Below are 25,009 nucleotides of genomic sequence, written 5' to 3' on the forward strand. Positions count from 1 at the left end.
AAAATAAATAAATAGAAATAAATCTTTAATTGCTTTTGGAGTGGTTTCATGTCCCAAGAAACAGTCATTACGAACGAAAAATCAAGCAGTGAACTAGATAAGCTCACAAATCTCTTTAATGAAGATATCTACGTGCGCGTCGATGCTTCTTCTGTTCCCGTTACAAAATTTAAAATCTTAGATGATTTAATTAGTCATTATAAAACCCTTGGAAAGCTCGATGAAGCTAGTCAAAAAATAGAGGAACACCTAAAAGATCATCCTGATAGCATTTCAGCTAGATATTTGACAGGATTTTTATCCTTAATCCAAAATAAAATTGAAGACTCTAATCATCTTAAGTCATTACTTGAGCAATTTAAAGTTCATGGTAAATGGACTATCATTGAATACATATCAGATCATATATTGCAATTTGGCGAGCAAAGACTTGCACTTAAATATAAAGCAGAGGCTCTTGAAAAATTAAATAAGAACAAAGAACTCAAACTTGTTTTAGAGAAATTAGCTAAACATGATCGCAAGAATCCAGAAATTGCAAAAAAATACGCTCTATCGATTCTAGACGAAGATAGAGACAAAGCTATTATCTTCCTTAAACAAGCAGCTGAGTCTTTCGCTAGATCAAAGGAATATGGGCAATTAGAAGAAATCTGGCCTATTCTGATCGAGCACAATTTTGAGGATTTACCCTTCTTTGAAAAAATTGAGCGAATTCTTCTTTCGGCTAGAGAAAAATCGAGAATCGTAATTTTATTTTATCCTTTAATGGAGACCTATAAGCAATTAGAAGACTACGACAAAACAATTCTATTGCTAAAGAAGATTCTTGACCATGAGCCGCTATCTCAAAAAGCAAGAAATGACTTAATTAGAGCCTACAAGGCAAAGTATGTGAATCACTCCTTGTTGGAAGAATTCTTAAAGATGTCAGAGATCGGTAATAGTAAAAAATCAATCAAAGCATGTATTACAAATTTTGAGCGAAATATTGTTTTTGACACCAATAACTATGTAATGCATAGAAATTGGGGTGTTGGCCAGATTAAATCAATCAGCAGCGCTAGTGATTCGATAGTAGTTGACTTTCTGGATAAAAAAGACCATAAGCTCTCTATTCAAATGGCGATTACTAGCCTTAAACCGCTCAAGCAAGATCATATTTGGGTGAAGTTATATGAAAACAGGCAACAGATCGTAGACTTATTTGCAAATGATATTCCAACATTCTTTGTTGAACTATTAACTTCCCACGATAATCTAATGACTCTTGGCGATATCAAGGCTGAGATCACTACAAAATTTTTAAGCAAATCAGAAGAATGGTCAAAGTGGTGGAACAAAGCTAAAATACTTCTAAAGAAAGATCCGCGCATTGGATTTAATCCAAAAAAGAAAGATGAAATCATTTACCGTCAAAAGCCAATTTCTCTAACAGAAGAGCTATCAGATAAATTTGCGGCGGTAACCGATATAAACAAAAAACTAGATATCGCCCTCGAAGCTCTTGAAGTATATGAAGAAGCTGAGGGAGCTGTAGAATCTTTTAATCACTTCTATTACGAAGAAGAAGAAGCGAAAGATATTTTCCGTAGACTTGTTGCTTATTTATACCTAGAAATTGCGTCTAGTTTGATTCACTCCGATGATTTACCACGTCATCAAAAACCAGAAGAAATTCAAAGACTGATTCAGTCTCAAACTAAGGAAGAATTGCTTAGTTTCTCAAAGCAATTAACGAACGTAGAAGTAAAAAAGAATTATGTAAATCTAATTCGAAAATACCATTCAGAATACACAAATATTTTCATGGGAATTTTATTTGAAGTCCCTGTAAAAGTAAACAAATATGCATTTGGAGTTTTAGTTTCTGAAAACAAGCACTCTGAATTAAACCTCTTTGTGGAAACAACGATAAATAAATCAAAAGAGAATCCAGAAGTGTTCTTGTGGGTTGCAAAATCCATATTATCTGGCTCATGGGATTATTCTTGGTTAAATGTATCTACTTCGGACTTAGTTCTTAGAACATTCCGTTTGTTAAAACCGCTTGGAAAGATTGAAGAGAAAGGAACAAAGCTCAAGAATGCAGCAATGGATATCCTGTTTGGAAATGATAATGAAACCGTCTCTATGGTTATCAAATCTAGCGATGCAGACTTTATTAGAAAAATCTACGCACTATTCAAAGAAGTGCCTTATGTTACTGATGCAGAGAAGGATAAACTTCTCAATCTAATTAATACTCTCAAACCTGGATTCTCGTGGGATGATAGCTATACTAGTTCCGATGACGACTCTTCTGACGATGGCTATTCAATTCCAAGCAATGTTATTCTCGTTACTAGAATGGGATTCAATGCAAAGAAAGAAGAATTTGAGCATCTCGTAAACGTTGAAATGGCAGAGAACTCAAGAGATATAGGTGAGGCACAAGAGAAAGGGGACTTGCGTGAAAATGCTGAATACAAGGCAGCAATGGAAAAACAAGTTCAACTTCAAGCTCAAATTAAAAAGTTAGAAACTGAACTCAAGAGTGCTCAGATTTTAGATATTACAGACGTTAAAACTGATAAAATGAATATAGGTTGCACTGTAAAATTGAAAAACGAAAACAATGGAGAAGAAGATACATACTCTATCCTAGGCGCCTGGGATGCTGATACAGAAAAGAACATCATCAGCTATCAGTCTCCAATGGGCAAAGCATTGTTAGGCAAGAAAATCGGGGATATGGCTTCTGTTGATTTTGAAGGAAGTCATATGAACTTTAGAGTTCTTGAGATTAGCCGTTACTCTATATAGTCTAAAAGCATAATCATCACCGCTCATTTATCGTAAGGACTTGATTAATCAAGTCCCTACGATAATGACGTTGCTTCTCTACGACTTAATCTCCCACTCACACTCTACAGGCAAAAAGCTAGGTCCATCAAACTTAGGAACACCAAGCCTCTCTACTTCAAAATCCAAAATATCATCTTTCCATAGATAACAGTTTGTTGTATGATTATCTCCCTCATGGAGTGCAAAACCAAGATTATATTTCCCATGGGAAATATTAAGGGGAAATGTAAAACTAACAGTAACGATAGACCCGGCCTTTAGATTCTTAAATTCCTTTTTTAGATGATAAGAGTTTGTTCCAAAGACTCGGAGTCCCTTTGCATCGTCAATATGAAATCCTATCGTCAAATCAGGAATAGCCGCTCGAAGCTTAATAGAAAAACTAATAGTTACAATTTCACCTATACCGAAAATGGATTTGGCTGTTCTATTGCCTTGCATTTGGAGAGAGTATGATTCTATATGTTCTGATTTAACTTGTTTTTCATTTGTAGATTCAGTAAAAGAATTATCTGCTAAGATCTGGATGTATTTCTTTAAGGCTAATGCCGGTGATCCACAAAATTCAATTTTGCCTTTTTCCATTACAATCATTCTGTCTGAAATCATTTGCAATAGATTTAGATCATGACTTACTATAATGATTGCAGAGCCTTCTTCTTTGAATCTTTGAAATCGAGAAAGAGATTTCTGTTGAAAGCTAGCATCTCCAACGGCAAGTGCTTCATCCACTAAAAGAATATCGGGACGATTAGCAGTTGCAAGTGCAAAGCCAAGACGCATCATCATTCCTGTAGAATAATTTTTTAAGGGAACATTTCTAAATTCATTCAGTCCAGAAAATTCAAATATGGAATCTGCTAAAGATTTAATTTCATTCAGAGAGTAACCCCATACTAGACCATTATAATAAACATTTTCATCACCGGATAACTCAGGATTAAACCCTACACCTAATTCCAAAATAGATCGAAGAGAACCACTCTTCTCCATTACGCCCGACTGAAATTTAGAAACGCCTGATAAAACTTTTAGTAGAGTAGATTTACCGGCACCGTTTCTTCCAATGATACCTATGATTTCGCCTGCATTTACTTCAATGTCTATTCCGCTAAGAGCAGTATAGGAGCGGCTACCCGGTATTAATCCGAAACTTAATGCAGTTAAAATTCTCTCCAGTGGAGTTTTAAAACCTATATATTTCTTTGTTAGATTTTGAACTCGAATCATAGATGATCCATTACAACCTCATCTAACTTGAAGCGAGTTAAAAAAAAGACTAAGACAAAAAAAGACAAAGGAAAAATAAAAATGAGAACTGGAAATTGAATAGAATAATCCTTTAAAACCAAAAATCGAAATACATCTAAAGGAATAATAAAGGGATTATATAGATTAACCTCTCGCAGAACTCCAGAAGGAAAATACAATACAGGCAGTGTCCAAAATATTATTTGTGAAAGAAGTCTCATGATCGGGGAAATGTCTTTTAATAGAATATTTACGCGAGCGAGGTATTCTAATACAAGCATTAGATAAAGTCCTGTTATTAAAATAATTGGATAAGAAAAAAAGAAAAAACGATAATCTAAACTTCCCGACCAAAGTAAAACGATAAACACCGGAATAGAAATTACAAAACTATGAATAATCATTTGCAAAAATGGAATCCACAAGAATAGATTTACTCCAAGACTTGATCGTTTGATTAATTGTCGATTGTCTGTAAGAATGCTTACACCACGAATTAACATTTCCTGAAGAGGTATCCAAAACAGGAGTCCGCTAAAAATATAACTAGAATAATCTAACTTAGAGTTTGGAAGATTTGAAGATTTATTCAGAATAAAAAAAACAAAAGTATAAATGGATATCAAACTCAAACTTTGAATCAACATCCAGAGAATCCCAAGCAGACTTCCTGCAAATTGAAGGGCATAGTCTCGCTTCACTAAGATCCAAAGGACTTGTAAGTTTTTTATTGCATTATTCATTAGGCTTGTCTTGAAACTACATTTTCAGGACTTAGCTCTTTATCAATGATTGATTTTTGGTATATTGGTTTTTTTAATATACCTTTAGTGAAGGTTTTGATTGGCAAAAGTTAAGAAGTGATTTGGTGCTTTAAAAGAATTCTTTTTTCAGCACAAGAGAAAACTCCTTCCTTTCCAATTACATAATGATCGAGTAAGGTTACTTCTAATTGTAAAAGTAAATTCTGAAGCTGGTTAAATAGTAGATAATCCTCTCGACTAGGCTCACAGGATTGGCGTGGATGGTTGTGTGCAATAATTACGTATTTTGCTGTATCATCTAGGACTTGTTTTACAATGTCACGAGAATGGACTCCGACTTCCGACAATCCCCCCCGTGCTAAAAGATCAAAGTTGATCAAAGTTTTATCAGGGGCGAGTGTAATTAAATAAAAGCATTCTCTTACTTCCTTTAATAGTTTTAGATACAGAACTTCTATTATGGATTCTATGTTTGCACCTGATTGATGAAAGATGTTTCTAAACTTTATACGGTTGCAAATTTCTCGCAAGGCTGATAGCATTGCTACCTTCGCCTTTCCGAGTCCCCTCTGCTTGTATAAGACAGAGGAAGGAGCGTTTACCAATCCAACAATGCTTGAGAATTGTAACAGTAGCTCCTTGGAGAGAATTTCTACATCTCGTCCATGTCCTCCACTTCCCAACAATATCGCAATAAGTTCCCAATCCTGAAGTTTTTCAGGGTTTCTTAATGCGATAGAGCGTGGATCGGTCTTCGATGTGAGACCTTTTGGAAAAGAAAGACTCAGATTCTTTTTAAATTGCGCTTCGTCAAATCAGATAGCTGATTTGAAAACCAAGCACCATTCTGAACGACTTCCCCTTGAAAAGCCTCCGATAGATATTCTTCGAAGGTTTTGCCATATCTATCCTCAACTGGTTTGGGTTTTAATTCCGCACCGGATAGACCGCCTTTCTTTCTGCGATAGTAAACTGGATGTTCCAAAGACCTAATAATCATGGTTGCCTCCGTTTCATTTATTAGACGACATAAATATGTATTATGTCAACAAAAAAATAAACTCAGTATATGTTTAGCATACTTAACGTTTATTAAGTATTTGTCAAGCTTTTCATGAAAAAATATGAAATTTACTAACAAATTTCATGAAAAGCTTCCTTGCTAACAAAAATAAGTATAATTTCAGGAAAGGACAAAATGCGTTATTTTTTGAAAAAAAAACTAGAAAATGGAATTTTTTTTGCGATATGCGAAATTGGTCATCCTTAATCTAATTTTTTTAAAGAAGGGCGAATCTAATTTCCTAAAATGCGACTTTTCATTATACCTTTGAAATTTTATTTTGTCAATTATCGCCTTTGAATTTAGGATGAAGTGCTTTGGAGAAAAAGAGAATACTCATTGTCGAAAATGATTTGGATATAGCAAGAACTCTAGCAGAATGCTTTAATAAATCGGGCTTCCGTGTTTCCCAATTTCAAAGTCTCAATTCTATTCTTCTCGAAGAAAATAATTGCCAGTCAGATTTAATGCTAATTGATATTGACTCCCTAGAAAATGGAGAAGAAATCAAAAAGAAGCGAGATTTTTTTCAAGCTTTCGATACCCCTATTCTCCTACTTTCCAATGATGAAAAAGCGGACTTGTCTGAAATCATTGAAATAACGTCTCCATTTGCAATTTTGTCTAAGAATTTTTCTGAATCAATATTACTTTCATCTGCGAACATTGCATTGAGATTAAACCAGAAAATGCAAGAGCAACAAGAAAAGGAGAGAAAATTAACAGAAAATGTTGAGTTAATGCAAAACATTTTAGATTGCTCGGCTGATTTTATTTTTGTAAAAGATAGAAATCTTCGAACAATTCTTTGCAATGAAATGGTCGCAAAGGCAGTCGGAAGAAAAGCTTCTGATTTAATCGGGCATAATGATATTGAAAATGGAGTTGATATTGAGTTAGTGAAAGGGAATCCAGAAAAAGGAATTCGAGGATATGAAAATGATGACCTTGCCGCTCTTGGAGGGGAAACTCTCAATAATCCGGCAGATCTTGTATACACAGATGGAAAAGTTTATGTATTTGATACAGTCAAACGTCCTCTTAGGAACCGAGATGGGGAGATCATTGGGCTACTCGGAATTAGCCGAGATATCACAGAAAGAAAAAATTCTGAGAGGCTACTTGCATCTGAAAGAGAACGACTTGCAGTAACTCTGCATAGTATTGGGGATGGAGTAATTTCAACTGACAGAGATGGAAAAATTTCTATGTTCAATAAAGCTGCAAAGGAACTGACAGGTTGGGATGCGACGGAAGCAATTGGAATGCCATTACCAAATGTGTTTAGAATTGTAGATCAAATTTCCGGAACTCCATTAGAAAATCCAATCGAGAGAATTATCCGAACTAGAGAACGAATAGAATTATCTGCTAATACTAGTTTGGTGACAAGAGCAGGAAGAGAACTTATTATTTCTTATAGCGTTGACCCAATGCAGGATAATGAAAATAAAATAATTGGCGTTGTAATTGTTTTTCGCGATATGACTGAAAAAATTAAACTCGAAGCGACGATTCAAAGAAATCAAAAATTAGAATCTATCGGAATTCTTGCAGGGGGAATTGCACATGACTTCAATAATCTCTTAGCTGGAATTTTTGGATATCTCGAAATTGCATTGATGTATAGTAAAGACCATCCAAGGATAGAGGAATATTTGAATAAGTCGTTATCAGCGTTCAATCGTGCGAAAGCGCTGACTCTTCAGCTTTTGACATTTTCGAAAGGTGGTGCGCCAATAAAAAAAATGGTGAGACTCACTCCAATTTTAAAAGCGAGCATTCAATTTTCCCTCAGTGGATCAAATATTTCGGTTCAATATGATTTAGAAGAAAATCTATGGATGACTGAAATTGATGAAAATCAAATTAGCCAAGTCATCGATAATATTGCGATTAACGCACAACAAGCAATGCCTGACGGCGGCACATTAGTAGTGAAAGCTGAAAATGTTTGGTTAAAACAAAAAGAATTCCCTCTTGATTCAAATCAAAGCTTTATCAAGGTTTCCTTTCAAGATGATGGTGTTGGAATTCAAAGAGAAATACTTCCCAGGATTTTTGATCCTTTTTTCTCTACCAAAACAAAAGGAACTGGACTTGGACTTACAACAGCATTTTCAATTATCAAAAGACATGGTGGCTTTTTCGATGTAGAATCTGTTCCAGGAAAGGGAACAATTTTCATTATCTATTTACCAGCTCAAAAAGGAAATGAAGTTAAAATTATAGATTCGAATGTGTCTACAATTAAAGGTAAAGCAAGAATTCTACTCATGGACGATGAAGAATATCTTCAAGAGATTGAATCTGTCCGATTGGAAAAAATGGGCTATGAAGTTATTTTAGCGAGACATGGTGATGAAGCAATTCATATAATAAAAGAAGCAGAAAATGCTGGAAAAGAATTTCATTTATTTATATTGGATTTAACAATACCGGGAGGGAAAGGCGGGATTCAGACATTAGAAGAAATTCGAAAAATAAATACAAAAACACCTGCCATTATCGCAAGCGGCTATTCAGAATCACCCGCTATCTCAGACCCGAAGAACTTTGGATTTGTTGCAAGCTTAAAAAAGCCTTACTCTAAAGATGAATTACTAGTCATTTTCGAAAAACTATCCTTGTAGCTCACCTTACTGCTCAAATGCGTAAAGTTTAAAATAAAATTCGCACATAAGTTCATTTTCTGTCCTAAGTATTTAGGGAATGATATGAATTATAGCACAGAGCAAAAGGCAATTCTAGAAGACGACTCAAATTTCAAACAGGTAATTGCGGCGGCAGGATCCGGTAAGACAAGCACAATGATTGCGCTACTAGAGAAAGTAATTAGAGAGAACACAGAAGACCAAACCGAGATACTCGTGATTACCTTTTCAAGAAAAGCGGTAGGCGAAATCAAAGAGCGTTTAGAAAAAAAAGTAACTCATTCAGAAATACGAATTCAAACATTTCATGCGTATTGCCTTTACATTTTACAAAAATACAATCCTGACTTTGCAACCACAGGAATCAAAATCATAGAGCCGAATGAAAAAGAAACTATTTTTAAGGACTACTTCAAGAGAGAACGATTTGCGATCGGAGGAATTCCGTATGAGTTCTTGCTTTCTTCGACTGGAAATTTTTTAGAGAAACACTTTCCTAAAATTGCTATCGAGGTAAATAATACGTATGCACAATACAAAAAAGAAAATGGAAAGTTAGACTTCGATGACTTGGTTCAAATTTATCTTCAAGCACTACGAGACAAAAAAGAATGGGCAATGGATGCAAGAAAAGAAGTCAAGCGAGTGATTGTAGACGAATTTCAAGATACAGACTTAAGTCAATTAGAGTGGCTAAGATTACTTAACCCCGAAAAGCTTTGTGTTGTGGGAGATGACTGGCAGGCGATTTACGGATTTAGAGGAGCGAGCACTGAACCATTTTTAAAGTTCAAAGATTTTTTTACTCCTTGCTCGATACATTTTCTAACGACCAATTACCGTTCTCTTCCTGCAATAGTGCAAACGTCCGCTATACCGATTGGAAAAAATAAAAAGAATATTAAAAAGCAAGTTCAACCCTTTCGAAAAGGAATTGCCAATGTGTTTAAAATTTTTCTAGATGAAGAACAGACACTAGATAGCCTTTGTGAAAAAATAAAACAGAGCGTGGTCGCTAATCCTGATTTAATGGTATTGTGTAGATCTAATTTTAGAATTCAACATCTCATTAAACTTGGAATTCCCGAAACGAACATTATCACAATTCATGCCTCGAAAGGATTGGAATTTGGAACGGTGTTTGTAGATTTACAATCAGGTTGGAATATCAAAATCAACGAAGACCCGGAAATCATTGAAGAAGAAAGGAGGATTCTTTATGTTGCCCTTAGCCGTGCCAAAGACAACCTTTATATTTTTGGAAATCGCAAACAAAAAAAAGACTTGATCGAAGACAATTTCTTTGGCTACTTCCGATTTGCCGTTCGAGAGATTCAGCTAGGACGGATAAAAGAATGTGCTTAATTTAGTTTCAATTGCTTCTTAAAGTTATTCACAATGTCTTCTACCGATAGTCTAAGATAATTTTTTGTTTGCTGACTTTTGATTATAATTCTTTCCGGCAAGACAACTCCAGATAAATGTCCTCCCAAGGAACAACCTGTATCTACTAGGATTTTATTGTCTCCGAATAGAACCTCTGGAACATGGATATGTCCATGCACTACTATTTTAGAAGTGATATTCTTGAAGTCATTTTTCCAATAAGTAAATACATAATCCTCTTCAGATTGCTGATTTAGCGGTTTATTTGGATTTAACCCTGAATGCGTAAAAATATAATTTTCGGTTTCGTAAATGAATACTAAATTATCCTTTAGCCACTGAAAGTTCGATTCTGAAATTTCATTCCTTTTTAAATATTGACTCTTCTCTTTTTTGTCCTTTATCGCGTCCATTGTCTGAAATAACCACAATTCGTGATTTCCAAAGAGAAAAATTGCATTTTCTAACTCGCGTAGTCGTGACAGAGTTTCATTTACCGAAGGTCCTCTGTCTATATAATCTCCTAAAAAAATAAGTTGATGGTCAGGGTAAGAATTGGCATAGTCTAAGATTTCATTCAGCGCATCTAAACAACCATGAATGTCACCAATGGCTAAATAATTTTCTTTTTTCACTTTAGCCATTGGCATATACCTTTGCGATGATTTAAAGTAACTTTACCGCCATCTCTACAGCATTTTTAGCGCCATCATAGATTCCATCGTGTGCATTGCGGATAACGCATTCATTCATACGCTGTAAGATTTGATTTTGCTCTGTAAGAAGTTTTACCATTTCAAATGCATGTTCGGGCTCTCTACATTCAGTCGTTCCTTCGCCAAGCTCCATAGAACGAAATGCAGAAGCTGCTTCGTGATCTCCAACCCGACGAATGAAAATTTTAGGAACGGGGTAAAAGGCTAATTCGGAAGGTTTTGTAACTAAAATATCAGACACACGAATCAAATAATCAGTCGTAGTAAAGGCTTCGTAGTAATTTGCATAAGAGAAAATTGTAATAGGAGCAAGTTTTGTTTCTTCTTTAGAATCAAAACTATGAGTCTTACAAAATTCGAGAAGAGATTTCCAATCACTGACAATATTATAATTTAAACCCATCGAAGCAAACTCAGTCTTGAATGTTTCAAAGATATTTGCATGATCGCCTGCGTTGATAAACAGGTGTAATTCGCCATTCTTCAATTTATTCTTAATCTTGTCGATGAGACTAAGAGTATAATTCTTCTGCGCACCGGCTCCACCGATTGGAAGAAGAAGACGTTTTGGTTTTTGTTTTTCAATGCGCTCAATACGGGCTTTAGAGTCTGCTTCAACGTTAGTTACTATAGGCTCAGGAACCCAATGACCAGCGATTTGTAAATTTTCTTTGGGAACACCCATATCAATAAACTTATGATAAGACGCAGGACTCTGAACTAAATTCAAAGCACCCGGAACGAGTAAATAGTATTGCGGATAATTGTCACAAATCAAGTGGATAACATTGGTAAACCCCGCTTCGACAGCGACTTGACCATTGAGCGGATAAGTGGAAATATACGGCAGAGAACGAGAAAGATCGGACATCATATTTGCATAACTCTCAGCGAGAAGAGCAGAAAGATAAAGAGAGCCAATGTTTCCCTGTGCAGTGAGTTGCCCCCAAGCCCATTCAATCGGACCGCCCCACTCAGAAGAGGCACGACTCATCTGACTATAAAGTCCATCAATTTCTTTGATGGCAACGGCTTCATTGGACTGAATACCGAGAAGATCATGTAGATACGGTTTCACTTTTTTGGCGAGCACCCAGGAGTAAACGGCATACGCCATACGATGATGACCGTAGCCCATACGAATTGTGCCAACCAAAATTCCTTTGTCTACTTGACAACCATCACCACGCTGGAAAATTTCTAGTCCACCAAGAATTGGGGATGGTTTAGAACTGAGAAAAATCTTCTCGTCTGATTTAATGCCGTAACGTAAAAATATCGCTGACTTAATTAACTGTGAGTAAGCGACTGTGATGAAATTTGGTTTCAAACCAAAAAGTTTTTCTTTGTTCATTGTTTAAAATTCCTATCTAATAAGAATATAGGAAAAGAAAGGTTTTTATGTGAAAGTATTTTTTTAATTCAAATCAAAAAATATTTGTTCTCTTGAGCAAGAAGTTTTATGGTAACCAAACGAGAATAAATATGAATAATCTAATTTCCTTTTTTGTTGCATCCCTCATCGTAATAGCTGCCGCTTTCGGTTTATTCAAATTAGTCGGAACAGGAGAATTTATGGATTGGTTAGTTGGTTCCCTTTCTATTATTTGGATGCTCTTTGTAGTGACGATTCCCTGGAATGCTTATTTCAAAGCAAGAGAAATCATTTACGAAGCAGAAATCTCCAAACTAAAGAACATTTCAGTCAGCGAAGAAGGCTTATTATTCGCTGAGAAAGTAGGAAGAAGATCTTTTTTTCTTTCCATCGGATTACACATAGTATCCGCTCTTGTATTATTTTGGGTAGCCTATTCGCAAATTAGCATTGTAGGTTATTACTCTTCCCTTTTAATTCTTCTTTTAACATTTCTTAGACCCGGAATTCGGTTTTATGAATATCTTCAGAAAAAATTAGAAATGATTCGCGAAGAATTTCATTATCCAAGAGAAGACATCGAATTACTTAAACATAAATTGGAAGAAGCAGGTTATTTGTTAAACCCTGATCTTAAAAGTGGTTCTTGGAAAGTAGCAGTAGACGATCAATTGTTGACAATGACATCTAAACTAGAACATCTCGAAAACAAACTTTCAGATAATTCTCAGCTAATCAAAGAAAATAAAATCGCACTCGATAAAGAATTAAGCACTCAATTAGAATCAATTCGAAAAGAAAACCAAGATCAAATTTCTAAAATTGTAGAGCACGGCGAAGTAGTAGAAAGTTTATCTGTCATTGGGAAATATTTGAAGAAGATGTGAAGATTTTTTTCGTAGATTTAATTTTCACCACTCAAAAATTTTCGACACACAACCTTTTTCCTTCTTGAAACCCCCAACAGAAAAACTCGGGGGTGACATATAAATGACAAAGTCAAACTTTATTGAACGATAGATCAAACTTAATCTATCATTCAACATTCCTAATTAACCCACCGCCGCTTTACATCTTTCACATAACCCACCCTTGTGGATATCGCGTGTATGTCGCCAGCAGCGCGGGCATTCGGGATTAGCCGGTAGAGTGACTTCAATTAAGAACTCATCGTTTTCGGCAGAGCTGAGTAGAGTGTGTTCGACTGAATTGCCAATTGGTTCAAATTCTACTTGAGAGACTACATAGAACAATTCGAAATCTTCGCAGGTAAAAAGTTTTTCTAGGATAGAAGAATTTTTATAGCTCACGAAAAGTTTTGCTTCGAGTGATTTTCCTATCTTTCCGTTTTGGCGAGCGTTCTCGAGTGCTTTTTGGACTAATTCTTTTGTCTCGAATACCTTTTCGAATTTCTGAATTAAAACTTCGTTTTTGTAAGCAGTTAAGTCAGGAAATTTTTCTAGGAACACAGAAGTTTTCTTTCCATAATTTTCCCAAACTTCTTCGGAAGTAAAGCTTAGAACTGGTGCGAGTAATACAACTAACGACTCGAGGATAACGGCTAACGCAGTGCAAGAAGAGCGTCTTGTTTTAGAGTCTCTTCGATCGCAATACATTCTATCGCGGATGATTTCAAAGTAGTCTTGTGATAATTCACTTACACAAAATTTTAAAACCTTTTGATAAATCTGGTGGAATTGAAAAGTTTCATAAGAAGACTTTAACTCTTCTGCAAGAATGTAAAGTTGTGCAAGATAGTATTGGTCAATCTCTTCCATTTCGGGATAAGGAACAGTATCCGCAGTTGTGTGACCTGCAAGATTTCCAAGTAGATAACGGAAGGTATTTCGAATCTTACGATACTGCTCACTTACGTTCTTGATGCTTTCTTTTCCGATTTTTACATCATCTCTAAAATCTTGAGAAGAAACCCATAGACGCAAAATATCAGCACCATAAACATTGATGATATCCGTTGTCGGATTAACGACATTACCCATTGACTTAGACATAGCATGACCTTTTTCATCTAGCACATAACCATGAGTAAGCACAGTTTTATAAGGAGGAATGCCGCGTAACGCCATCGAAGGCCAGAGACTGGATTGAAACCAACCCCTATGTTGATCCGAGCCTTCTAAATAAAGGTCAGCAGGAGATTCTCCTTTGTAATCAAGCACTGCAAAATTAGAAACGCCAGAATCAAACCAAACGTCTAAGATATCATTTTCTTTGATTACGTCTTTTACATCCCCGAACGGCAACTTGATATTAGGCGGAAGTAGGTCTTTTGGTTCACGGGTATACCAAACTTCGATACCTTCTTTTTTTACGATGTCCACAAAGTATTTTACAGTTTCGGGAGTCATGAAGGTTTCGCCATTAGCCAATCGAAAGGCAGGAATTGGAACTCCCCAATTTCTCTGACGAGACAAACACCAATCAGGACGGTTCTCTACCATCGAGCGGATACGGGTGATTCCCCAATCAGGAACCCATTTTACTTTGTCGATTGCCTCTAGAGAATTTTTGCGTAAATCCTTTTCGTCGATTTTAAAAAACCACTGTGGAGTTGCACGAAAAATTAAAGGCTTTTTACTTCTCCAGCTATGGGGATACTGATGCTCAAAGGTTGAGTAATGCACTAACGCATTCTTTTCTTTTAGTAATTCCACAATCTTTGGATTTGCTTCAAATATTTGGATTCCTTCCATGAGCGCAAACTCATGAGTATACTTTCCGCGATCATCCACCGGACTATACGGTTCAAGTCCAGCTGCGATTCCCACTCTATAGTCATCCATACCATGACCGGGTGCGGTATGCACACAACCAGTTCCCGCTTCTAGAGTTACGTGATTTCCAAAAAGAGGAATCGAAACTCTATCAACAAAAGGATGTTGAAATTTTAATTTAGATAATTCATCCGAAGAAATGGATTTTACTTTTTCTAATTTGATTTCACATTTTGCTTCTACGGATTCTTTTAGTCCATCGGCTAATATGAGTTTGCCATGAGACTCAGAGGAATACACGGAGTATTCGATGTCTTTGTTAAAACAAATTGCCAAGTTCGCAGGAAGAGTCCAGGGAGTAGTTGTCCAGATGAGGCAACTTGTATTAGCCTCTCCTACGACTGGAAATTTTACATAGATAGAAGGAGAGGTATGGTTCGCATACTCTATCTCAGCCTCAGCATGAGCCGTGCCGAGCGCAATACACCAATATACCGGCTTCTTGCCTTTGTAAACATAACCGTTACTAAATAAATCACCAAACACTTCGATGATCTTTGCTTCGTAATCAGGACTCATCGTGAGATACTTTCTATCTTCATCAAAGAAACAAAGAAATCGACTTAAGTCTTCGCTTTGTTTACCCACGTATTCATTTGCATACTCACGGCATTTTTTTCTAAGCTCGGTCGGACTTGTATTAGGTGCATCCTTTCCTAGATTTTTTAAAACTTGCACTTCAATTGGAAGACCATGACAATCCCAGCCTGGAATAATATCTGTATGAAAGCCCGCGAGATGTTTTGATTTTACAATGATGTCTTTTAGAATTTTATTTAAAGAATGTCCCACATGGAAATTTCCATTTGCATAAGGAGGTCCGTCATGCAGCACATAGCTCTTAGCCGCAGATCGAGATTCGCGCATCTTGGTAAAAAGTTTTTCTTTCTTCCACTTCGCGATAGTCGCAGGCTCTCTTTTGGAAAGATCCGCTTTCATCGGGAATTCTGTGGTCGGCAAAATGACTGTTTTTGAGTAAGGGTTTTCTTGTTTCTTATCTTCTTTCATACACCTGTCATTTTTTTAAAATAGGGAAATATTTCTATTTGAAAATTAAACAAGATTTACCAGGCGAAGGCGAAGGTCGCGAATACTTGGAGCGAAGGGTGGAATGAACACCGAGGACACCGATAAAAGATACGATATGCTTATTATAAGGTCGGTTCGGTGTTCATTTGTCATCCCCATTATGTTTCGACCCTAGAGAGAAACATTGAGTTTCGTTTTTTGTCGGGGATATCAAGAAGGCGAACAAACGTTTGTTCGCCTTCAAGAGGTTTCACGACATCAAATGGCATTTCAAAGATTACCACCGATAAAAGATTGGAAGTCGTTTTAGGTGATTGTTAATGCTTTAAATTTATGGAAAAGAAGAACCCACAAAGAGCACAAAGAAAAAACACACAAAGCACACTAAGAAAAATGATTCACTTTGTGTTCTTTGTGAAAACCATTGTGACCTTCGTGTTTAAAAAATCCCTATGTTGACAGCATTAATGGATATAACACACGTCGCTTAAAACTACCTCTGCGTTGTCAGTCAGGTTAGTTTTCCCTCTCTTTTATGATCTTCACAAATTCTTTTTGGAATTCTTTTAGGTCTGGTTCGTAGACATCGATGGGGATATTATCATTGAATATTATGTTATCATCCGATTTCCAGATAACCCAAAGTGCTGTAATGTAAAGGGTATAATCATTTTCGAATTCGATTTTTTTTAATAGATTTAATTTTTTATCAAAAATCCAGAAAGTAGATTTTATTTCATCGTGGCCGATAAAAGGAAAAAATCCAAAAGGTAAGAATTGACGGATAAAAAGTAAGAATGGCTTCCGCACTTATATCATAATTACGAGGTGAGTGGAAACCAATTACCCAATAATCAAAATCATTTTCTTTTAAGTAAATTTTATTTTTATCTGAAAAATCAAGTAAGTCTAAAATTTCTTTATGACCTAAATGCTTTGTCTTTTCCAAATACGTTTTTAAAAAGATTCGTAAATTGTTCTCTGAAATTGATTTATCTGGTTTTACTATATTAGATTTTTCGATTGTTTTTCCAATTTTTAAAAAAAAATTTGTTGTCCTTTCTGTAGATAATCTTTGATCTCTTCTTGCTCTGCCGATTCCGGTAACAAATTGGTTTGGATTAAATGGTATTATATCTGTATCATTTTTTTTCTCATAAATAAACTGTAAAGCCTTAACAAGATTGCTACTAAGTATTTGCCGATTATCACAGCATTCATCGCGATCATTATAAAACGGATGAAATCCAACAACTCCAATTTTCTTACTCTTTAAAATATTTTCTTCTTCTTGGGTTAAATTATACTTAGCCGCATCTCGAACGAAGTAGTGCCTGCAATTGTTTAATGTTAGAATCAAAAGGATTATTTGGATTAGTTTCATTGTTTTAATTTCGCAAGAAAATTCTCTTTTGTCAATGGGTAATTACCCTGATTGGGGAAATTACCTAATCTTTTAATAAAAAGCTTGCTGTTAAACTCTAATTGCGTAATTTCGATCATGTATGCATCCTGACCTAACCCAAATCAAATCAAAAGCACTCGAATGCGGCTTTTCGCTATTTGGCGTAGCGGATGCTGTGGTGCCAGAGAAAGACAAAGAAAATATTCGTTCCTGGGTAGAACAAGGATTAGCCGGAAAGATGGATTGGTATGCGCGTAACCAAGACTTACGGCTCAATCTAAACAACTTGGGATTTATTCCGCGCTCGGTGATTGTGCTTGGTTGTCTTTACCAGGATAGAGACTACGAAGAAGTATTCGCTACTAAAGATTATAAAATTTCACGTTATGCGACAGGAAAAGATTATCATAACGTTTTAAAGAAGATGTCTTTGCCTCTGCTCAAATACTTGCGAGAGAATTTTCCAGATAATAAATTTAGACAAGGTGTAGATTCGCTTCCCGTTCCCGAAAAAGTATTTGCAAGAGAAGCAGGAATTGGCTGGCAGGGAAAGAATACAAATATTATCAATGAAGACCTTGGCTCTTATTTTTTTCTCTCCGCCATTCTTACCGATTTACACTTATTAGCCGATAAACCTGTTACAGATCGATGTGGAACTTGTCGTGCTTGTCTAGATGCCTGTCCTACTGGCGCTTTATTTGAACCCTATAAAATCGACGCAGGTAAATGTATTTCCCATCATACGATTGAAGACCGAAGTGAAGTATTTTCTGATCCTGTGGCTAATGGCAAATGGGTGTATGGTTGTGATATTTGCCAAGAGGTATGTCCCTGGAATCGAGTAAAGGCGAAGAAGCGAGAAGTTTATACAATGAACGAAGAATTTAAACTCCGAGAAGAATTTAAAACTTTTACCAAACAGGATTTTTTAGAAATGACAGAAGAAGAGTTTAAAGAATTTGTGAAGGATAGTGCGATGGATAGGATAACGCATAGTATGTGGAAGAGGAATTTTGAAAGTATATGAAGACTTTTAACTACACAGTCACCTCGAACATCCGTTTGTGAGAGGTCTATCTGACTAAGAAAGGAAAAAGCAATTCTAGTCCTAAGAACTAAGGCAGATTTCTCACGGTGCAAACTTGGAAGCTGCTAGTTCGAAATGACTGAAAAAGTTTCGAAAATAAATAAACTATGACCACACAAGATAAACTACTCAACTGGTTTTTAAAGAACCAACGCAAACTTCCGTTTCGCGAAAACAAAGATCCGTATAAAATTTGGATTAGTGAGGTGATGTTACAGCAAACAAGAGTTGCCGCAATGCTTCCTTCTTATGAAAAATTCATTTTACGTTTTCCTACTATTACAAGTCTTGCTGAATCAACAGAGGAAGAAGTAATTCAATACTGGAAAGGCTTGGGATATTACTCCCGCGCGATTAATTTACGAAAGGGCGCTGTGTATTTAAAAGAGAATTTCAACTCTAAATTTCCTGATAGTCTTGAAGATGCATTGTCTGTTCCAGGAGTCGGACCCTATACAGCCCGCGCGGTCTTGTCGATAGCGTATAACAAAGAGTTTGCGGTATTAGATGGAAATGTAAAGCGAGTTCTCGCTAGATATTTTTTATTCAAAGAAAATATTTCCCTTCCTTCGTCTCACAAAGCCTTACAGGAATTAGCCGATACTTTTTTGAATTCCAAAAATCCAGGCGATCACAACCAGGCTATGATGGAACTAGGGGCAACTATTTGTTTGCCTGCTCCCCTTTGTATGCTTTGTCCTATTCAAAAAGGTTGTCTTGCATTTGAAAAAGGAAAACAGACTGAACTTCCAATCATGGGAAAAGAAAAAACAAAACTTCCAATCAAGTTAAAATTTTTCTTTCTGGAAAAAGACGAGCGCATACTCGTTGTTAAATACAAACACAGAAGATTTTTTAAAACTATTTTTACTCTTCCGTTTTTAATTGAAGGAAAGAAGCTACCTACTAGTTATGAAGACAATTCTGAATTCGGAAAATATTTAAGAGAAAAAGACACTGACGCAGATTGGTTAAAAACAGGCAAACACAGTATTACCCACCATGATATTGAATTACAACAAGCTAGATTTTCCCTCGATAATAAAAATTTACAAACCTTAGAAAATATTCTTTCTTCTAAAATTCCTTCTTTTGAAATAGAATGGAAATGGATTAAGAAAGAGGATTTGAAGTTAGAATTTGCTTCGTCGATTGCGGGAAGCTGAATGTGGATATGAAGTAAAGGATTTGCTGTTTATAGAGTCATTTCGAACTGAGCACATCGGTTTGTGCGAGTGTGAGAAATCTATTTAGCAAACAAAATAAAAAATGTTTCTAGTTCGAAATGAGTGGTGGCATGAATATACGCATAATTTTAGTTTTACACAATTGATATTTCTATGAAAAAATTTATTTTAATATTTTTCTTTATTGTTACCTGTTTCCCAAAATCACAGAAGGGGGTTCTTTCTCAAGAAGGAAATTGGTTGTCAAAGGAACGTTTTAATTCATTTGAACACTCTATTTTAAAACTTTCATTTTTACATAGCGGGGCATTTATAATCTCATCGCTTTCTTACAATTGTCGTGGCTTAATGGCTGGCTCATACGAATATGATTATAAAAATAATTCATTAAAATTGGAAGTAACTGGCGTAAAAGATTTTTGTATTAATCCTGAATGGAAAAAGTTTAAAACAATAAATTGCAATTTAATTAATGACTCTAATTCAGTAGATTACCAAGAAAAAATTTTTTGCTCTGAATTAAAAGTTACTTTTTGGAACTTAAATAAAAAAGTGATGCTCAATCAAAAAGTATTATTCAATGGTAATTCGATTATAACACTAGGATTCCAAAAGACTTTTTTTCCGAAGGGTGCTGAAGTTTTTTTATCTCCAAATGAAACAAGCGATAAATATTTATTTCCTGCTTGCGGGGACCATTGGGGTCTATACTGTTATTATTTACCTGAACCAAGCAAATTAATAGTTCTAGGTAAAAAAGTTGATTCAGATTGGATCTTAGTTAGAATTCCTTGCTCATATACAGCTTTTGGACAAGGATTTTATCCAGGAGAGGATGAATGTGAAGTAATTTATGGTTGGATAAAAATGAATATTGATTCAAAAATTTTAAAAAAGTAACTGCACATAACGGAGAGTTTCCACTTCAAGAGCAGACAACGCTCCGTTATTCGGAATCTGTCCAATCTCTCAATCTAAGCCTACGTACCATTCACGATAAGTGTAAAAGCAATAAAACATAAATTTACCAATAACAATACTACAAAATCCCAAAATTAAAAAAGTTGAAATATATACAAGCATTCAAATAATAAAACAATGCAATCGAACACAGTGCAGATATTTAAAAAACTAAAATTCTACTTGCAAAAATAGATTATCCTTGCGTTAATCAAAGTATGAATACCTTACAAGCTACAGTTCAGGAATTGGGATTTCCTACCATTGAGGAATTTGCAAGGTTCCATGCATTAGACATATTAGAGCATAAATTAGTAATGTATGAAAAGCAATTGGGAAACTTTCAACAAAAATATGGAGTTGAATTCCATGAGTTCGAAAATAATTCTTCTACATTTACGAAGTATGGAACTTTGGAAAAGGAAGATGATTTTATAGAGTGGGAAGGTATTTTGCATAGTTCAAAAGTAGTGCAAAAGAAAATACTCGGATTAAAAACAGAAAACCAAATAGCCTCTAAAATAGATTATCGTAAAAAAATAGAGGATTATTTTCAAAATGTTTGATAGAGCGTCTATTGATGATTTACTTCACCAATATTCACTAATACTCCGTTGGGATAATGCTCCGCATCATCCACACATAGGAAATTTTCCATATCATTTGCATCGTGAAAAAGAAGATGCAATTGAAGAATCTTCCGAAATGACATTGAGTTCTGTTCTTAACTTTATCAAGAAAATTATACAAAAGTAGACGCAGGAAAAAAAATGTGTTGTTAAATATTAAGGAAAAGTATGAACCATAAACCTCTCCACTCCACTCGCGAATTTGTAGAAGAATTAAAAAAAGAAAAAGAACTTTTAGTGATTGAAGATTCAGTAGATCCGAATTTAGAAATCGCTGAGATACAACGGCGAGTAGTCGCAAGACGTGGACCTGCGCTATTATTTACAAATGTAAAGGGCTCTAAATTTCCTGTGGCTACTAACCTGTATGGCTCTGCGCGAAGAATTCATATTGCCTTTGGTTCGCGTCCTGTTGATTTGATTCGTAAGATTGCGCATACCGCACAAAATATAATGCCACCGACTCCTAAGAAAATTTGGGAGGCAAGGCATCTCGCCTTTGAAGCATTAAAAGTCGGATTAAAAAAAGAAAGTTCTCCTAGAGTCCTTGATTCATCGATTACTCCTGTGGATATAATGCAATTACCCGCTCTTAAATCCTGGCCTATGGATGCGGGGCGTTTTATTACTTTGCCGCTTGTGTATACCGAAAGTCCTGTGAATGGAAAAGGAAATCTAGGAATGTATCGAATCCAATTTCATGATCGAGATACAACAGGTATGCATATTCAAATTCATCGTGGTGGAGGATTTCATCATTTTGAAGCAGAAGAAAAAAATATGAGTCTTCCCTGTCATATCTATGTAGGCGGACCTCCCGCAATGACGTTAGCCGCTGTAGCCCCAATGCCTGAGGAACTCAGTGAACTAATCATTGCTTCTTTACTTCTTGGTGAAAGATTAAAAATTACCCGCAATAAAAAATTTAGCAGCTTACCAATAGTATCCGATTCAGACTTTTTACTCATCGGAGAAATTCCTCCAAAAGTAAGACACCCGGAAGGACCTTTCGGAGACCATTATGGCTATTATGCGCTACAGCATGATTATCCTATTATGAAAGTCCATGGAATTCATCATCGTAAAGATGCTATTTGGCCTGCAACGGTAGTAGGTAGACCTCCACAGGAAGATCATTTTATTGCCGAGTTTTTACAGGATTTACTTTCTCCTATGTTTCCACTTGTTATGCCTAAAGCAATTTCTGTTTGGGCTTATGAGGAGTCGGGTGTTCATGCGTTAGCCGCTACTGTTGTTAAAGAGCGTTATCACAAAGAGGCATTTACAGCAGCTCTTCGTATTTTAGGAGAAGGGCATCTTTCTTTATCAAAATGTCTACTTGTTACAAACGAGATTATAAATCTAAAAAATTTCAAAAATACTTTTATTACAATTTTAGAGCGGATCAATTTACAAACGGATGTCCATATCTTTTCGAACATCTCACAGGATACTCTCGATTATACCGGACCAAAAGTAAATTCTGGTAGTAAGTTGATTCTTTTGGGAATCGGTGAGAAGCAAAATGATCTTACCCCCTCATTTACTGGTAAGCTTAAAAGTAAAAAGTTTCATTCTCCCACAGTCTTCTGTCCTGGTGCGTTAGTCGTATCAGGTCCTAAGTATAAGGCGGGTGATAAGGCGCTCGAAGATTTACTCAAAGAACAATCGATTCAAAAATTTCTATTTGTATTTCTAGTGGATGATGCGAAAGATACGTGTAAATCCGATCATGATTTTATTTGGAATATCTTTACTCGCTTTGAACCAGCAGGGGATGTATCGGGAAATTATTCTGTTTTACGAAATCACATCGCTTATAAAAATCCAATCGTCATTGATTGTCGATTGAAAGATTGGTATCCACCAGTATTGACTCCAGACTTGGACATAGTGAAGAGAGTAGACGAGCGATTCGGGAAATTATTGGATTCTATTCAGAGTCCATTTGATTATTTTATTTAATGTGCTTGCATTAAATCCTATAAAGTTAGAATTTACCCATGTCATTTTATAGATCTTTAGGCGCCAAATTTCAAATTTTATTAGTTGTGTCTCTTGCACTGTTTTTAGGATTTATTTTTTTATCAACAGTATCTATTGCTGAGGTGAACGATTTACATACTAAACTTGGGGATAAAGAGAATTATCTGTTATCCTTTCTTATAAAAATGGGAATTAGTTTTGTTGTAGTTAGTGCCCTTTGTATTTCTGCGGTATATTATGTTTTAACACAAACGTTTCGCCCGGTAGAGGCTATTTCTGATTTGCTCACAAAAGTCGCTCAAAATGATTTACAAGTTGATTTATTAGAATCAAAACGTCAAGACGAAATTGGAATCATCAGCCAATCTATTGACAATGTAATTCTTGGTTTTAGTGGTGTGCTTACTTCTATCAAGTTTACAGGCGAGCAAATTGGAGACGCAGGAAAGACATTCAATAAATCAGCGTCCCTATTGACTAAATCTGTAGACATACAATCAGATGCCGCCAATCAAGTGGCTCAGGGATTAGAAGAAATGAATGCATCACTTGATTTGATAAGTGTTAATTTTGAAAGTTCTGCTTCTTCTTTTAAAAACATTGATTCCAATTTAGAAGATCTTGCAAAGTCGGGAACAAAGATTCTACATGGAATGGATGAGCTTTCTACCATTGCAAAACAGTCTTTTGAAGAAGGTAAGATTGGGGAAAAAAATATTAACGATGCAATGGCTGCCATGGAGCAGATAAAAGTAAAAACAAATAAGATTACTGAGTTTACATCGCTTATCTCCGAAATTTCAGATCAAACAAATTTACTTTCTTTAAATGCAAGTATTGAAGCCGCAAGAGCCGGTGAGTATGGTAGAGGTTTCGCAGTAGTTGCCATGGAAGTAACCAAGCTCGCTGAAAAGACAATGACCAGCGTTAAAGAAGTAAAGTCAATCATTCATGATACAATTAAAACGGTTAATCATGGTTATGCGTGTGTGAATGATTCCTCCGAGAGTCTAAAGAAATTAATTCAAAATGTTCAGAAAGTTCAATCATCCTCTCAAAAAATAAACGTGCAAATTGTGAAGCAAGAAGACAATACAATTAAGATTTCAAAAAGTTCAAAAGCCTTAGCGGAGTTTTTAGAGATGGTTATCGAAAATGTGGGCGAAGAAAAAAAAGTCACCAATCAAATGCTTTCCTCTGTTGAAGAATTTTCTCTTTCTTTCCAATCTCTTCTCAAAGAGTCGGAAGAATTAAAAGAGCTTTCTGAAAATTTAAAAGCACAATCAGACGGACTTCTTAGTATTGTGAGTGGATTTAAATTGTAGTTTAATGCATCATTCTCTGTGGGTGGTTTGGTTACCGGAGGTAAAAAAAATAAAGAAAATTTTATTTGCTCGGTTCTTATAAAAATAGGAAATTTACTTGCTTAAATATGTATCTTCCTTACAAACGTATTGCTATGCTATATACAAATAAAGAACTTGAAACTCATTATCCCATTTCCGAACGAATGAAGCTAGAAAAATTAAAGGCTCAAAATTCTCCTGTTTATTGGATGAATGAATATATTTCTTCTAGTGTTCCTGGAACCTCAGATGTTCAATCTCTTGTCAGTTATTCTCAGAATGTTACAGAGCAATTAGAATCTGTGTATGAAGACATAGAGCCCTTTCTAAAAAAGACTAGTGACATAAAGCAATTAGCCGCTTACATCCAATCTTTAGAAGATCAAGTAGAGGATTTATACCAAGAAAAGGAAGAAGCGATTCTCTCCTTCGAAGGCGTGCATTCGATTTCTGATTTAGTAAAGCTTGCGAAAGGAATGGAAGAACAGTTGAAGTCTTTGTATCAAGAAAGAGATAATAATTAGAA

Annotated in this window: 20 protein-coding genes; 12 read left to right on the top strand and 8 right to left on the bottom strand. The window is 35.6% G+C overall.

Annotated elements, in window-relative coordinates; genetic code table 11:
* Positions 1-48 precede the first annotated feature (48 nt).
* Complete coding sequence (gene greA / locus IPH52_21420; GenBank protein MBK7057559.1) at positions 49-2,805, top strand: transcription elongation factor GreA; 2,757 nt, start codon at positions 49-51, stop codon at positions 2,803-2,805.
* 78 nt (positions 2,806-2,883) lie between these two features.
* Here greA and IPH52_21425 read toward each other — a convergent pair whose 3' ends face one another.
* From IPH52_21425 to IPH52_21440, 4 genes are all read right to left on the bottom strand, one after another.
* Positions 2,884-4,077 (bottom strand): ABC transporter ATP-binding protein, encoded by a 1,194-nt coding sequence (locus IPH52_21425; GenBank protein MBK7057560.1) that lies wholly within the window; start codon positions 4,075-4,077, stop codon positions 2,884-2,886.
* Entirely contained in the window at positions 4,074-4,841 is a 768-nt protein-coding gene (locus IPH52_21430; protein ID MBK7057561.1) for an ABC transporter permease, read from the bottom strand. The genes IPH52_21425 and IPH52_21430 overlap by 4 nt, the downstream gene beginning before the upstream one ends.
* 110 nt (positions 4,842-4,951) lie before the next feature.
* Positions 4,952-5,548 (bottom strand): hypothetical protein, encoded by a 597-nt coding sequence (locus IPH52_21435; GenBank protein ID MBK7057562.1) that lies wholly within the window; start codon positions 5,546-5,548, stop codon positions 4,952-4,954.
* Positions 5,549-5,646: 98 nt separating this feature from the next.
* Positions 5,647-5,862: a hypothetical protein gene (locus tag IPH52_21440; GenBank protein ID MBK7057563.1), complete on the bottom strand. Its 216-nt coding sequence runs from the start codon at positions 5,860-5,862 to the stop codon at positions 5,647-5,649.
* 380 nt (positions 5,863-6,242) lie between these two features.
* On the opposite strand from IPH52_21440, the gene IPH52_21445 reads away from it, so the two are divergent.
* Together IPH52_21445 and IPH52_21450 are read left to right on the top strand one after the other, a co-directional pair.
* Positions 6,243-8,558, top strand: coding sequence for a PAS domain-containing protein (locus IPH52_21445; protein MBK7057564.1), 2,316 nt, complete (start codon positions 6,243-6,245; stop codon positions 8,556-8,558).
* Between the two features lie 84 nt (positions 8,559-8,642).
* Positions 8,643-9,944 carry a UvrD-helicase domain-containing protein gene (locus tag IPH52_21450; protein ID MBK7057565.1) on the top strand — a complete coding sequence of 434 codons (1,302 nt, stop codon included), beginning with the start codon at positions 8,643-8,645 and terminating at the stop codon, positions 9,942-9,944.
* On the opposite strand, the gene IPH52_21455 is transcribed toward IPH52_21450, so the two are convergent.
* Entirely contained in the window at positions 9,941-10,609 is a 669-nt protein-coding gene (locus IPH52_21455) for a serine/threonine protein phosphatase (GenBank protein MBK7057566.1), read from the bottom strand. The two genes, IPH52_21450 and IPH52_21455, sit on opposite strands and share 4 nt — an antisense overlap.
* Before the next feature lie 22 nt (positions 10,610-10,631).
* The gene (locus IPH52_21460; protein MBK7057567.1) at positions 10,632-12,035 is read right to left on the bottom strand and encodes a hypothetical protein; all 1,404 of its coding nucleotides are present in this window, start codon (positions 12,033-12,035) and stop codon (positions 10,632-10,634) included.
* A 131-nt stretch (positions 12,036-12,166) separates the two neighbouring features.
* Here IPH52_21460 and IPH52_21465 point away from each other — a divergent pair, with 131 nt between their 5' ends.
* Positions 12,167-12,943 (top strand): hypothetical protein, encoded by a 777-nt coding sequence (locus IPH52_21465; GenBank protein MBK7057568.1) that lies wholly within the window; start codon positions 12,167-12,169, stop codon positions 12,941-12,943.
* Between the two features lie 165 nt (positions 12,944-13,108).
* Here IPH52_21465 and ileS read toward each other — a convergent pair whose 3' ends face one another.
* Both ileS and IPH52_21475 read right to left on the bottom strand, forming a co-directional pair.
* The gene (gene ileS / locus IPH52_21470; protein ID MBK7057569.1) at positions 13,109-15,859 is read right to left on the bottom strand and encodes an isoleucine--tRNA ligase; all 2,751 of its coding nucleotides are present in this window, start codon (positions 15,857-15,859) and stop codon (positions 13,109-13,111) included.
* 757 nt (positions 15,860-16,616) lie between these two features.
* On the bottom strand, positions 16,617-17,264 hold the full coding sequence (locus tag IPH52_21475) for a hypothetical protein (GenBank protein ID MBK7057570.1): 648 nt from the start codon (positions 17,262-17,264) through the stop codon (positions 16,617-16,619).
* Between the two features lie 121 nt (positions 17,265-17,385).
* Between IPH52_21475 and queG the strand changes: the two genes are divergently transcribed.
* The 8 genes from queG to IPH52_21515 all read left to right on the top strand — a co-directional run bounded on the left by queG (position 17,386) and on the right by IPH52_21515 (position 25,007).
* Complete coding sequence (gene queG, locus IPH52_21480; GenBank protein MBK7057571.1) at positions 17,386-18,315, top strand: tRNA epoxyqueuosine(34) reductase QueG; 930 nt, start codon at positions 17,386-17,388, stop codon at positions 18,313-18,315.
* Between the two features lie 167 nt (positions 18,316-18,482).
* On the top strand, positions 18,483-19,541 hold the full coding sequence (gene mutY / locus IPH52_21485) for an A/G-specific adenine glycosylase (GenBank protein MBK7057572.1): 1,059 nt from the start codon (positions 18,483-18,485) through the stop codon (positions 19,539-19,541).
* A 174-nt stretch (positions 19,542-19,715) separates the two neighbouring features.
* Positions 19,716-20,462 carry a hypothetical protein gene (locus tag IPH52_21490; GenBank protein MBK7057573.1) on the top strand — a complete coding sequence of 249 codons (747 nt, stop codon included), beginning with the start codon at positions 19,716-19,718 and terminating at the stop codon, positions 20,460-20,462.
* A gap of 278 nt (positions 20,463-20,740) precedes the next feature.
* Positions 20,741-21,088 (top strand): hypothetical protein, encoded by a 348-nt coding sequence (locus IPH52_21495; GenBank protein MBK7057574.1) that lies wholly within the window; start codon positions 20,741-20,743, stop codon positions 21,086-21,088.
* On the top strand, positions 21,081-21,278 hold the full coding sequence (locus IPH52_21500) for a hypothetical protein (protein MBK7057575.1): 198 nt from the start codon (positions 21,081-21,083) through the stop codon (positions 21,276-21,278). The genes IPH52_21495 and IPH52_21500 overlap by 8 nt, the downstream gene beginning before the upstream one ends.
* Before the next feature lie 41 nt (positions 21,279-21,319).
* Positions 21,320-23,116, top strand: a complete 1,797-nt coding sequence (locus tag IPH52_21505; GenBank protein ID MBK7057576.1) for a UbiD family decarboxylase — start codon at positions 21,320-21,322, stop codon at positions 23,114-23,116.
* Positions 23,117-23,154: 38 nt separating this feature from the next.
* Positions 23,155-24,462 carry a methyl-accepting chemotaxis protein gene (locus tag IPH52_21510; protein ID MBK7057577.1) on the top strand — a complete coding sequence of 436 codons (1,308 nt, stop codon included), beginning with the start codon at positions 23,155-23,157 and terminating at the stop codon, positions 24,460-24,462.
* A 134-nt stretch (positions 24,463-24,596) separates the two neighbouring features.
* Positions 24,597-25,007, top strand: a complete 411-nt coding sequence (locus tag IPH52_21515; protein MBK7057578.1) for a hypothetical protein — start codon at positions 24,597-24,599, stop codon at positions 25,005-25,007.
* Positions 25,008-25,009: the final 2 nt, after the last annotated feature.

It is taken from the genome of Leptospiraceae bacterium (genome assembly GCA_016708435.1).
GTDB lineage: Bacteria > Spirochaetota > Leptospiria > Leptospirales > Leptospiraceae > UBA2033.

Excerpts from the sequence above, each read along its gene's own strand:
- greA (MBK7057559.1), top strand. The coding sequence starts at position 49 with ATGTCCCAAGAAACAGTCATTACGAACGAAAAATCAAGCAGTGAACTA.
- IPH52_21425 (MBK7057560.1), bottom strand. The coding sequence starts at position 4,077 with ATGATTCGAGTTCAAAATCTAACAAAGAAATATATAGGTTTTAAAACT.
- IPH52_21430 (MBK7057561.1), bottom strand. The coding sequence starts at position 4,841 with ATGAATAATGCAATAAAAAACTTACAAGTCCTTTGGATCTTAGTGAAG.
- IPH52_21440 (MBK7057563.1), bottom strand. The coding sequence starts at position 5,862 with ATGATTATTAGGTCTTTGGAACATCCAGTTTACTATCGCAGAAAGAAA.
- IPH52_21450 (MBK7057565.1), top strand. The coding sequence starts at position 8,643 with ATGAATTATAGCACAGAGCAAAAGGCAATTCTAGAAGACGACTCAAAT.
- IPH52_21455 (MBK7057566.1), bottom strand. The coding sequence starts at position 10,609 with ATGGCTAAAGTGAAAAAAGAAAATTATTTAGCCATTGGTGACATTCAT.
- IPH52_21460 (MBK7057567.1), bottom strand. The coding sequence starts at position 12,035 with ATGAACAAAGAAAAACTTTTTGGTTTGAAACCAAATTTCATCACAGTC.
- IPH52_21465 (MBK7057568.1), top strand. The coding sequence starts at position 12,167 with ATGAATAATCTAATTTCCTTTTTTGTTGCATCCCTCATCGTAATAGCT.
- ileS (MBK7057569.1), bottom strand. The coding sequence starts at position 15,859 with ATGAAAGAAGATAAGAAACAAGAAAACCCTTACTCAAAAACAGTCATT.
- IPH52_21475 (MBK7057570.1), bottom strand. The coding sequence starts at position 17,264 with ATGAAACTAATCCAAATAATCCTTTTGATTCTAACATTAAACAATTGC.
- queG (MBK7057571.1), top strand. The coding sequence starts at position 17,386 with ATGCATCCTGACCTAACCCAAATCAAATCAAAAGCACTCGAATGCGGC.
- mutY (MBK7057572.1), top strand. The coding sequence starts at position 18,483 with ATGACCACACAAGATAAACTACTCAACTGGTTTTTAAAGAACCAACGC.
- IPH52_21490 (MBK7057573.1), top strand. The coding sequence starts at position 19,716 with ATGAAAAAATTTATTTTAATATTTTTCTTTATTGTTACCTGTTTCCCA.
- IPH52_21495 (MBK7057574.1), top strand. The coding sequence starts at position 20,741 with ATGAATACCTTACAAGCTACAGTTCAGGAATTGGGATTTCCTACCATT.
- IPH52_21500 (MBK7057575.1), top strand. The coding sequence starts at position 21,081 with ATGTTTGATAGAGCGTCTATTGATGATTTACTTCACCAATATTCACTA.
- IPH52_21505 (MBK7057576.1), top strand. The coding sequence starts at position 21,320 with ATGAACCATAAACCTCTCCACTCCACTCGCGAATTTGTAGAAGAATTA.
- IPH52_21510 (MBK7057577.1), top strand. The coding sequence starts at position 23,155 with ATGTCATTTTATAGATCTTTAGGCGCCAAATTTCAAATTTTATTAGTT.
- IPH52_21515 (MBK7057578.1), top strand. The coding sequence starts at position 24,597 with ATGCTATATACAAATAAAGAACTTGAAACTCATTATCCCATTTCCGAA.